The sequence below is a fragment of the Mycolicibacter arupensis genome, assembly GCF_002086515.1.
Lineage (GTDB): Bacteria > Actinomycetota > Actinomycetes > Mycobacteriales > Mycobacteriaceae > Mycobacterium > Mycobacterium arupense.
This window is the reverse complement of the sequence record NZ_MVHH01000080.1, coordinates 1-8,958: the sequence shown is the minus strand read 5'-3', so window position 1 is coordinate 8,958 and position 8,958 is coordinate 1. Positions and strand designations below refer to the sequence as shown.

Here is an 8,958-nt window from a genome sequence, read left to right as displayed (position 1 = left end):
CCCCTACCCCACCGCTAACGGTTAGCCCAGGGGTTACACCGTGGGTTGGCGGTGGGGTTGGAGGTGGGGTTATCGACTGGGTTGCGGTAGGGGTGAACGGTGCCAGTGTGGCCGGGTCGACGGCCTTCTGTGCCAGCATCGTGGCGACCGCATCGCGGGTCCACGACGACAATTCCGGTTCCCGCGCCCGCAGCTTGAGGACTTCGAAGACGATGACGCCGCGCAGGATTCGGGACGCCAGCGCAGCGCGGGCACCGGCCATCGAGACGGCCATGTTCGGTTTACGCCAGATTCCGTCGTGCTTGATCCAGGACCGCAGAACGTACTCGGAGACGCTGGTGTCGACGAGGAGGAACTTCTCCATCGAGAGCTCGGCGCCGGCGTCTTCGACTTCGCCTGGTGTCCAGTTGCGGGACTTGGCGGCGATCTTGGCCGGATCCCAGTTCCCGGCGCCGCAGTAGGACAGCTGGGGGTCCGTCCAGAGCACGAAGTAGAGGTGCTGGGCGGGCGGGGTGAGGTCCAGCCAGTCGTCGTCGGCCCAGATGTCCAGATTGATCGGTGCGTAGGTCTTTCCGGTCGGTCGCTTCATCTGGTGGCCTTCTCGTCCTCGGTTGTCGGGCAGTCCTGGTGGTGACCCTGCGTGGGTGGGTGCCAGCCGCACTTGTCGCAGCGGCCATAGGATTTGAGCTGTTCGGGGCTGAACAGCAGGCGGATCGCGGGGTCGCTCATCGTCGCGGCTCCGGCGGGTCGGGGATCCGCAGCGCGGTCAGTCGCAGTTCGATGCAGATCTGATCGCAGGTGGCGATGATCGTGTCGCGCACACCGCAGTCGGTAGCGAGGTCCGAGCGTGCGGCCGCCATTACGACTTCAACGAGTCGGCCTGCTGACTCCAGGCCGGCACGGAAACCGTCGGTCTTCCCGGCCCGGTAGAGCCAGGCCGCGTCTGCTCCGATCGCCGTCAGCGCACGCTGGGCCGCGTTGTCGACTGCGTCCAGATCGGGACCGCTCATCGGCCCACCGGCCTCTCCCGCCGCCGCGGCTCTGGCCGCGGCCAACGATCAACCGGCAGAGCACCGTGGTAGATGATCCGGCCGCAATGACAGAACGAACCAGGCTCGCCGCGGAACCAAGTCGAGTGCACCGCGCCGACCGGGTGCCCGTCGTCTTGGCAGCGCGCACGAGTCTCAAGGCTGCTGATGCCGTTCACCGTCGAGTTCAAGCGGCGGAACTCCCGCGGCACAGACAAATCCACGGCAATCACGAGGCCTCCTGGTATTGCTTGCAGTCGCAGTACCCGCACCGCCCAAACACACCCTCAACCGGCCGGCCGTGCTGGCGGACGATCTGCCAGTGCTGCGACTGCGAATGCTCGCAGCACGACGTGGTGGGGGTGAACAACACCAACTGTGCGGCCATCACGATGCGACCCCCAGCGATTCCGCCACGACGCCGACGAGGTCGCGGGCGGCCGGCGGGGTGACTGCGTTGCCGGATTGGCGGACTTGCTCGCGTCGGTTGCCGAGGATTCGGTAGTTGGTGGGGAAGTCCATGGCTCGGGCGATCTCGCGGGGTTCGAGCATTCGGAACAGCACGTCGTTGATGTCGACCGTCGGGCCGCCGGCGAGCAGCGACTGATGTCCCATCGTGGTGATGGTGCGGGCCGCCTCGGTGACCGGCGTGGACATCTCGGCGCCGTCGCCCCTGCTGCTGTTGTTGCGCATCAGCAGGGCGTGGGTCTCGACGGTGGTGCAGGTGGGCACCGGGTCGCTGGTCGGCCGGGTGCCTCCCTTGCCGTAGTAGCTGGTGACCAGGCCGTGGTGGTTACCGGAGGCGGTGACGGTGGCCAGCGGGTCCGCCACCGGCCGCGCGACGCTACCGCCGCCGCGCAGTTCCGCGATGAACGCCTGGCACAGGCCGTGGTTCGCGCCGTCGGCCACGACGGTCGTCAGCGGCTCGCGCTCCGGGTCGAGATCCCGCACCCGGTCCCGGAACTGCGTCAGGAACGCCATACCGGTCTCGTGGCGCGTCGTCATCGTCCGCGCCGCCTGATCCACCGGTACCGCCGACTTGCCGTCGCGGCCTTCGACCGGCACCAGCAGCGGTGCCCAGTAGCGCTCGATTCCGGCCTGGATGCGGCCCAGGGTTTTGTCCGCCAGGGGTTTGTCGCGGTCACCGATCCGCTGGCCCAGCAGGGACCAGTCGATGATCTCGGCCGCCGGCCGGAACAGTGGCTCCACGATCTGGTTGCGGCACTTCACGCTCGGGCAGCGGTAGACGTACTGGGCGCGGTAACGCCCCCACGGCCGGTCGGGTTTCTTCCACACCTGCATGGCCCGCACCGGCCCGCACTCGCCACAGATCGCGTGCGGGCGCACGACACGCTCCAAGTCCGGCGCGGTGTTGCTGGCACGCCAGAACACGATGTAGATGCGGTCCCGCGACTGCGGTGCACCAGCACCGAACACCTGGGCGTGCATGCTGTTGAGGTAGACGATCCGGTGCAGGTAGCCGATGGATTCCATGGCAGCCAGCCAGGCTTGGAACGGTGGCCACAGCGCCACGTCCACCACGTTCTCGACGATCACCGCTTCGTAGTGGTGGTACTCCGAGAACCGTACGACGTCCCACATCGTCGCCCGTGAGCGCTCCGCCGCCTCGTCCGGCAGGATCTCGCCGAACAGGTCGGGTTGCGCATCCTGGCGTTTCTTACCTTGTGCGATCGAGTGTTTCGTGCACGACGGCGAAAACCAGCCCAGGTTCGTACGGGGGAACGCGCGCGGGTCGACCTGCGACAGGTCTGCGCACCGGTGATCGGTGTCGGGGTGATTCGAGGCGTGGGTGTCGATGGCCAGCTGCCAGTGATTGGCCGCCATCACCACCTGGATACCGGGGACCTGGATCGCGCCGGTGGAGCTGCCGCCGGCACCGCAAAACATGTCTGTGAGCGTCAGCACAGTCCCTACCTGTCGAGGATGGCGGCGATGACTGCGGCACAGGACTTCTCGCCGGACAGTTGGAGATCAATACCACCGGCCCACGGCTTGGCGTCGACCGTCCCCAGGAACCTCCGGATGTCGGCGAGCGCCCCGGCCTGCCGGTCGATCAGGCTGGCCACGCGCGGCGTGGTGGTGGCCGGGGTCTCCGGCCACCACGCCATTGCGCTTGTCACCGGTTGCCCCGGTAGGCCAGCACGGGGATCTGCGTCTGCTCGACGACGCCGACGAGCATGTCGGTCCAGGCCTTGCGCAGGAGCTGCTGGTAGGGCTTCAGCTTGATCATCAGCGCGAGCTGGCCGCTGTTGACCTGCAGCCGGAACCAGGCTTCGACGTCGTACTCGACGGTGTGGCCTTCCCACGGGCGCAGCCTGAGTGTGATGACCTTGGGAACCTCGAGCGTCCCCGATGATGTGCCGCCGGCCGAAGCGCTGATTTCCTCGGTGTAGGCCAGTGCTTGCGCGGAGGTGGATCGGTCGATACGGGACTCGAACTGCGCGCTGCTGTGCGCCCGGATGGAGTGGATGATCTCCAGGAGGTCGGCCTGGTCGGGATCGATGACGGTGTGCAGGAGTTCTTCGATGATGTCGCCGAATTCGACCTGGGAGGTGAACCACTGACCGGAGATCTTCGTCCATGCCGCCCAGTCGGGGTCGGTAACGAGCTGCAAGGTGAGCAGGTCATCGCGCCAGCCGGCCTCGGCGGTGGTGTGCTCGTTGTAGACGGCGGTGACGGTGCCCGTGGTGTAGTCACCCCACAGAGTTGAGGCACCATCGGTGAGCGGCCGGCGGGTGAGTTCATGGAGGAACGAATCCAGCTCGGATACCTGCCGCGCACCCTTGACGCGGAACGGGCGGTCCCAGAGGTCGTGCTCGTCGATCGATTTGACCTGCAGTCCGTTCGCGTCGGTGACGGCGACCGCGTAGCGCATGCGCGCAACGCCGCCGTCGATGATCTCGGCCTTGTGGGGGGTGTTGGCGACCAGGCCCGTGTGCTCGACGGTGGTCTTGAGGTCAGCGGTTTCAGCCATGGTGGGTCTCTCTTTCGTATGGGGTGGGTGGTGGTTGTCAGTCGCGTCCTGCGGCAGCGGATTTGCCGTCCGCGGTGCCGTAGTTCATCTGGTATTGCTCGGGGTCGTTGCGGTGCAGGCCGCCGTCGTCGTCGGTGAACCAGATGGAGTCGCTCTTCTCCTCGGGGATCTTGGCGGTCACCTTGTCCCCGACCACGACAGCGCGTGCGTTGTTCTTGAGCTGGGAGATGGAGAACGTCACGGTGACCGACGCGCCGCGGCCGGTCTGCTTGACCGCTTCGACGGCCTGGCGCAGCAGCTTCGACGCGGTGTCGTGCGCTCGCCCCTTCGCGTGCCGCAGCAGCAGTTCAGAGAATTCCGTTGCGTTGCTTTCCGTTTCAGCCATTCTTGGTGTTTCCTTTCGGGGTTGTTGACTGATGCTCTTTTGAGTCAGGAAGCCAGGCCCAGGCCGTGGCGTTCCCGTTGCCGTTTCACGGATGTGGGGGTGATGTCGAGGCGTTTGGCGATGGCCTCGATGTTCGTTTCGCCGCAGCTGACAACGTCGATGTAGCGCTCGGCGAACGATGCCGGAGCGGTGGGTACAGGTGCGGGTTGCGCTGTGGGATCGTCGATAAGGTCTTCGTCCCACGCGAGCACTGGCACCCAACCGCGCGCGGCGGCCCGGCGCCGAGCGGGTTCGGATGTGCCGGGTACGCCTTGGAGTCGGTCAGTCAGGTCGGCGATGTGGCGTGCGGTGGCGGCGGTGACCCACTGTTTGCGCCCGTTGATGAGGGTGCCGACGTTGGTTTCCAGCCAGCCGAGTTCGTTGGCCAGTTCTCGCTGGGTGTGACCACAGACCACGAGGCCTTGCAGGCGGCGGGTACTGCCGATCGCCAGGACGCGGCCGTCGGCGACGAGCCGGTGGGGTTCTGCGGGTACTGCGATGGACAGCACGAGGCGCTCGGTCGCTTCGGTCACCATGTCGCGGCGCAACACGTCGCACACCCATGTCCGGTGTCGTCCGGCGATGACCCCGATCAGTTGGTAGGTGACACCCGCGGCCTGTAGCTGCGCGATGTGGGTTCGGGTACGAGTGGATGCGACAAGCCCGCCCTGGGGGCGGGTGAGGGTGAGGTCGGCGTGCTTGTTGCAGTAGCCGCGGCGCCGAGCACGATTCGGGCACTTCAAGCTCTTGCAGATCACTGCACTCACCCGACCAACCCGCTGGTGCCGGATATGACGTCGTACTGAGCCTTGACCCATTCGCAGTCACCCATCGCGGTGTGCCGCGCATAGTCGGCGGCTTTCACGCCGATAGCGGTGGCGATCGTGTCAGATCGGGTGGACAAGTCCGCCGCGAAGACCGCAGGGGCCTCCCTGTACGCCCCGTTGGCAGCCCGTATCCCCCGGAGGTAGCCCACGACCAGGTTGGAGATGTCGGCCAGGTGGAAGTCCCACGGTTCCGGGGCGACGAGGTCGTCGTCCAGACAAAGCCCACGGCTCGGTGTCAGCAGTTGGTAGTGGATCCGGATGGTGTCGAAGCTGGGAACACGGCCGACGACGATCGGCTTGTTGCCGGAACTGTCGGTAGCGAAGAACTCGTAGATTCGGGCACCGGCCACGGCCTGCGTGACCGCCGCGAAGGCGTCGAAACGCTCGTCGTAGTCGCGCTGAAAGGTCTCGGGCAGTTCGTTGTAGAACGGGTAGATGGGGTGGTGGACGAACATGTGCAGGCGGGATTCTTCGCCGGTCGAGGTGCTGCGGCGGATAGCGGCGACCTCCCAGATCGGCGAGCTCAACCGGGTGCCCAGCGTCTCGGTGTCGAGGAACACCACGTCAGCGGTAACGGCCGGGTCGAACGGTAAGTGGGTCACGTGAAGACTCCTGTCGGATGCTGCTGGTAGTAGGCGGCGAAGCGCTTCACCAGGGGGATGTGGTGCGGGCAGACGTAGACGACGGACTCCCTGACCGCGATGCCGGCCTCAACCCCGGACAGGCCGTGGTTGATCAGGTCGGTGAGCACTTGCCAGACCCGTTCCACCGTGGGGTCGTCGTCGAACTGGCCGCAGATGTCAGCGGCGTGGTCCTCGGCGTAGGCCTGGCCCGGGGTGAACGGTGCGGCATGCGCGGGTGAATGACCCAGGGCGTAAGCGAGAATCGATCCGGCGGCGGCCAGCCACAGCAGTGGGTGAATCCGCTCCCGCCACGCCCGGCGGATCACGAACCGCTCCTAGCGCACAGCTGGCATTCCGGTGCCGAACGCTCGCTGAACGTCGTCAGCAGTCGCCTGATCGCGGGGTGGCGGCGCCGCCCGGTCAGCCAGCCGAAGAGGTAGACCGAGCTGCCACACAGTGAAGTCGCGTACATCCGGCGCTCGTCATCAACTTTGACCGGTTCCGCCAGCCTGTGCAGGCGCCCACGCCATGAGATGCCCCAGATGGACGGATCGCGTTGTAGCTCAACTGAAGTCGTCACCATACGGTCACGTCCAGTCCGGCGGTGCGGTTGGTGTGCTCGTCGGCGATCGCCTCGGCGCGGACGCGCGTCGGTACGTGCGGGCCGCGGTATCCGCAACCCGCCATCGCGTAGTCGCAGCGAGGCTGGAACGTTCGACCGAACAGGGGGTTGGCGCTGGCGTGCACCGCGATCGGATGGGCGCTCATGCGGTCACCGGGCGGGTGTAGAGGTTGGCCAGGTGGGTCAGCCAGGCGACCGCGTCGTCGTGGTTGCTGAACCTCAGGGGCTTCAAGCCAGGCTCGTTACCGCACAGGGATACGAACCACGTGTCGTGCACGCGCAAGGCAACTGCGATCACCGCCGGGCAATAGCGCGCGGACGTGTCAGCTGCCCGACGAAAGGCAGACGGAGACCGCGGTTCATCGCGCATCGCGGTGTAGACGGTGTCGTCGCCGTTGCCGGTGATCTCCAAGAGCCAGCCGGTGGTATCGGTCGGTGCGTCTAAGATGGGGGTGCTCACCGAGAGTGTCCTTTCCAATGGGGTTGTGTTCGGTGGGTTGGCCGGCAGTCCGGGACGACTGCCGGCCCTTTTCATTGCCTGGTGGATCTGTCCTGCAGGTAGGCCAAGAGCTGGTCCTGATGGCGAATCGCGTCGGCGACTGCGTCGGCGAAGGTGTTCACGAGCTGCATTGCGTCGGCAACCGACTCACGGATCGTCGTGGCATCACGAGCGAGGACCCGCAGCAGCTCATCGAGGGGCCCGACCGCGCCCGGCAATTCAGCTGGCCGAGCCAGCTGGTCCAGGTCCAGGTACTCGGGCGGCCAGCTCCCGACGTTGACGTTGACGTGCCCAGGCCCACCGCGGTGGACGGTGTCGATGTCGGAGAAGAACACAGCGCTCCTGATCCGCTTGAGCCAGTTCATCGACCCGCCTCTTCATCTGTGCGGATGAAGGCGGCGGCGCGGATGCAGCGCTTGCAGTTGCGGGTCCTGCACTCCCCACGGGTGCCACCGCAGCGTTTCCACTGCGCGATCAGGGAATCCAGCAGAGGGTTCATGGGGTATCTCCTGGTGTGTGGAGGACGGGCAGGGTTCACGCGACGGCTATTGCCTGATCGAGGCCATAGATGGGGTCGTAGCCCCAGTCCTTGGCGAGGCCGGCGAAGATCGGCGTTTCCACGCCCCAGCGTCGGCGGGCGGTCTCAGCCGCGGTCTCAGACGGGGACGTGCGTCGCGGTAGGTCGGCGCGGACCTTGTCCAGCCACTCACGCCTAACCGGAATGGCGTGCGCCGGCACAATGAACTGCGGCTTCACGGCCGGGATGACGGCGGTGGGCAGGTCGGCGGTCCAGTCGTCGGGCTCGTCGCGGTAATCGGGCCCAGACACGAACGGCAAGACGTCGTCGGGCTCTAGGCCGGGTACGACTGCCAGGCCCGGTCGGCCAGCGCGGTGACGGCCGTGCACCAGCGCAGGGCCGGAGTCTCCGGTGCCGCCGGTGAGCATCGCCCAAGCGACGAGAAAGAACACCGCCATCAGCACGATGTACAGCGCGTCCTGAGCGGTCATTGCGCACCGCCCAGGGGCGCGCCCGGGCCGCCCTTGAGCTTGAGGTCAACGAGCTGCGCGGCCGCATCGACGGATAGCGATCCATCCACGTAGGCGGCGAGGGTGGCGGGGCAACCGAAGACCAGGAGGTTTGCAAAAGCGCCGACCTCCGCGCGGATGATCTCGCGCACCCGCTCCTCGGTGAGCAGTCTGGGGTGGTTCATGCCGACCTCCGGCCGTCGGAAGTCGTCGTGAGCCGCCGCGCTCCCCCGGGCGTCAGGTTGAGCCCAGTACGGCTCGGCACGGACGGCACGACGCGTCGGGATTCGATGAATGCCGCGATGTCGGCGTCGGTCATCCGGTAGTCGCAGCGGCCACCACCGCCCTTGCGCGCCACCCGGTACCCGGGAGCGTCACCGCGGCGGATCGCTTCACGTAGCCACCGCACCGACGGCGCGTGGCCGGCATCAACGACGTCCTGGAGGGAATGCCCGCGGATCACCATGCCCCCTCGGCCATCGTTCCGAGGACATCGACGAGCGCCTGGATCAGATCAACGACTTCGGGGGGCGTAAGCAGCACTGAGCCATAGCGGTTCTGATCTCCGACGCCGAGGTAACCGCGTTCCACGCCGTCGCCCGTGCGACCGAGGCCGACGTGCAGCAGCCGATTGCCTTCCAGGACTTCCCGCGGATCGACGTAGTGGGTGAAATCGCACTGGCCGGTGGAGACCGGGAACGGCGAGAACACATTCCGCAGAACATCAATGTCGGCCGAGTCGAACGACAGGATCAGCGGCGTCTCGCCGGCGCCCTTGACGGTGACGTATACCCCGCCTTGATGCTGCTCGTAGGCGTAGATCGAACCGTCAATCAGATTCGGCTGCGCGGGGTCGGTGTGGCATGTCCCCAATGAACGGGGCCATCCTGTTTTAGAGTCCTGTTGCCCGTGAC

General features: G+C 66.5%; 17 protein-coding genes and 1 pseudogene. All 18 read right to left on the bottom strand.

Annotated features, from left to right (window positions below):
- A pseudogene (locus tag BST15_RS20240) lies at positions 1 to 589 on the bottom strand (hypothetical protein); the annotation flags it as partial.
- On the bottom strand, positions 586 to 729 hold the full coding sequence (locus BST15_RS22275; RefSeq protein WP_165757152.1) for a hypothetical protein: 144 nt from the start codon (positions 727 to 729) through the stop codon (positions 586 to 588). The pseudogene BST15_RS20240 and the gene BST15_RS22275, both read right to left, overlap by 4 nt.
- Positions 726 to 1,010 (bottom strand): hypothetical protein, encoded by a 285-nt coding sequence (locus BST15_RS20235; protein WP_046189346.1) that lies wholly within the window; start codon positions 1,008 to 1,010, stop codon positions 726 to 728. Before BST15_RS20235 ends, BST15_RS22275 begins: the two co-directional genes overlap by 4 nt.
- A 405-nt stretch (positions 1,011 to 1,415) precedes the next feature.
- A complete protein-coding gene (locus tag BST15_RS20230) occupies positions 1,416 to 2,936 on the bottom strand; it encodes a DNA cytosine methyltransferase (RefSeq protein ID WP_083071151.1) in 1,521 nt (506 codons plus the stop codon).
- 23 nt (positions 2,937 to 2,959) lie between these two features.
- Positions 2,960 to 3,169, bottom strand: coding sequence for a hypothetical protein (locus tag BST15_RS20225; RefSeq protein WP_131701151.1), 210 nt, complete (start codon positions 3,167 to 3,169; stop codon positions 2,960 to 2,962).
- Entirely contained in the window at positions 3,166 to 4,023 is an 858-nt protein-coding gene (locus tag BST15_RS20220; RefSeq protein WP_052751311.1) for a DUF2303 family protein, read from the bottom strand. The genes BST15_RS20225 and BST15_RS20220 overlap by 4 nt, the downstream gene beginning before the upstream one ends.
- A 37-nt stretch (positions 4,024 to 4,060) precedes the next feature.
- Positions 4,061 to 4,408 carry a hypothetical protein gene (locus BST15_RS20215; RefSeq protein WP_046189343.1) on the bottom strand — a complete coding sequence of 116 codons (348 nt, stop codon included), beginning with the start codon at positions 4,406 to 4,408 and terminating at the stop codon, positions 4,061 to 4,063.
- Between the two features lie 44 nt (positions 4,409 to 4,452).
- The gene (locus tag BST15_RS21645) at positions 4,453 to 5,214 is read right to left on the bottom strand and encodes a hypothetical protein (RefSeq protein WP_052751310.1); all 762 of its coding nucleotides are present in this window, start codon (positions 5,212 to 5,214) and stop codon (positions 4,453 to 4,455) included.
- Entirely contained in the window at positions 5,211 to 5,876 is a 666-nt protein-coding gene (locus BST15_RS20200; protein WP_046189342.1) for a hypothetical protein, read from the bottom strand. The genes BST15_RS21645 and BST15_RS20200 overlap by 4 nt, the downstream gene beginning before the upstream one ends.
- Positions 5,873 to 6,223 carry a hypothetical protein gene (locus BST15_RS20195; RefSeq protein ID WP_046189341.1) on the bottom strand — a complete coding sequence of 117 codons (351 nt, stop codon included), beginning with the start codon at positions 6,221 to 6,223 and terminating at the stop codon, positions 5,873 to 5,875. Before BST15_RS20195 ends, BST15_RS20200 begins: the two co-directional genes overlap by 4 nt.
- A 250-nt stretch (positions 6,224 to 6,473) precedes the next feature.
- Entirely contained in the window at positions 6,474 to 6,665 is a 192-nt protein-coding gene (locus BST15_RS20190) for a hypothetical protein (RefSeq protein ID WP_046189340.1), read from the bottom strand.
- A complete protein-coding gene (locus tag BST15_RS20185) occupies positions 6,662 to 6,979 on the bottom strand; it encodes a hypothetical protein (protein WP_046189339.1) in 318 nt (105 codons plus the stop codon). The genes BST15_RS20190 and BST15_RS20185 overlap by 4 nt, the downstream gene beginning before the upstream one ends.
- 71 nt (positions 6,980 to 7,050) lie before the next feature.
- Positions 7,051 to 7,383 carry a hypothetical protein gene (locus BST15_RS20180; protein ID WP_046189338.1) on the bottom strand — a complete coding sequence of 111 codons (333 nt, stop codon included), beginning with the start codon at positions 7,381 to 7,383 and terminating at the stop codon, positions 7,051 to 7,053.
- On the bottom strand, positions 7,380 to 7,517 hold the full coding sequence (locus BST15_RS22270; protein WP_157861711.1) for a hypothetical protein: 138 nt from the start codon (positions 7,515 to 7,517) through the stop codon (positions 7,380 to 7,382). Before BST15_RS22270 ends, BST15_RS20180 begins: the two co-directional genes overlap by 4 nt.
- Positions 7,518 to 7,552: 35 nt before the next feature.
- Positions 7,553 to 8,026 carry a hypothetical protein gene (locus tag BST15_RS20175; protein WP_046189337.1) on the bottom strand — a complete coding sequence of 158 codons (474 nt, stop codon included), beginning with the start codon at positions 8,024 to 8,026 and terminating at the stop codon, positions 7,553 to 7,555.
- Complete coding sequence (locus tag BST15_RS20170; protein WP_046189336.1) at positions 8,023 to 8,229, bottom strand: hypothetical protein; 207 nt, start codon at positions 8,227 to 8,229, stop codon at positions 8,023 to 8,025. The genes BST15_RS20175 and BST15_RS20170 overlap by 4 nt, the downstream gene beginning before the upstream one ends.
- Positions 8,226 to 8,510 carry a hypothetical protein gene (locus BST15_RS20165; RefSeq protein ID WP_052751309.1) on the bottom strand — a complete coding sequence of 95 codons (285 nt, stop codon included), beginning with the start codon at positions 8,508 to 8,510 and terminating at the stop codon, positions 8,226 to 8,228. Before BST15_RS20165 ends, BST15_RS20170 begins: the two co-directional genes overlap by 4 nt.
- Positions 8,504 to 8,958 (bottom strand): DUF7304 family protein (locus BST15_RS20160; protein WP_420093287.1); only part of this gene is annotated, 455 nt, incomplete at its 5' end. The genes BST15_RS20160 and BST15_RS20165, both read right to left, overlap by 7 nt.